The 699-nt window shown below is 51.2% G+C and carries 1 protein-coding gene; it reads left to right on the forward strand.

Annotated features, from left to right (window positions below):
• The coding region (locus Xind_RS19710) for a condensation domain-containing protein (RefSeq protein WP_222941875.1) at positions 1-699 on the forward strand (699 nt) is incomplete at both ends.

Genomic DNA, 699 nt, shown 5'->3' on the forward strand with positions numbered 1-699 from the left:
GATTGCCACGCCATTTGATTTAACCACAGAGTCCAGTCTGCGCCTGCGTCACTATCCGGTTTCTGACAGCCACTATTTATTACTGTTATGGCACCATATCGCCATTGATGGCTGGTCAATTAATATCTTTATGCATGAACTGGCGGAAATTTACCAGTCTTTACAGGAAAAGCGGGACAGCCAGCTTCCTGCCCTGGATATCACCTATGGAGATTATGCCGCATGGCAACGCGACTATTTACAGGGTGATCAGCGTGAACGCCAGCTAGCTTACTGGCGACAGGCTTTAGCCAACTATGAAGCACTGGCCTTGCCAACTGATTACCCCAGACCGGCTCAGGTGAATTATCAGGGACGTAATTTCACTTTTGCGCTGGACACCCGGCTTTCTGAACAGCTACGAGCACTGGCAAAAACACAGGAGACGACCCTGTATACCGTGCTGCTCAGTGCCTTTTATGTCACGCTGGCAAAATTATCCGGGCAAAACGATATCGTACTGGGGACACCCACCGATAACCGCCATCATGCCCAGACTCAGCCCCTGATTGGCATGTTCGTCAACTCACTGGTCTTAAGGGCGCAACTGCAACACACTGCCAGCGTGGCAGCCCTGATTGCGCAGACCCATCAGCAGGTTGCCGAAGCCAAAGCCCATCAGGATATGCCGTTTGAACAGCTCCTTGATGCCCTGAATAT

It is taken from the genome of Xenorhabdus indica, assembly GCF_014467235.1.
GTDB classification, from domain to species: Bacteria; Pseudomonadota; Gammaproteobacteria; order Enterobacterales; family Enterobacteriaceae; genus Xenorhabdus; species Xenorhabdus indica.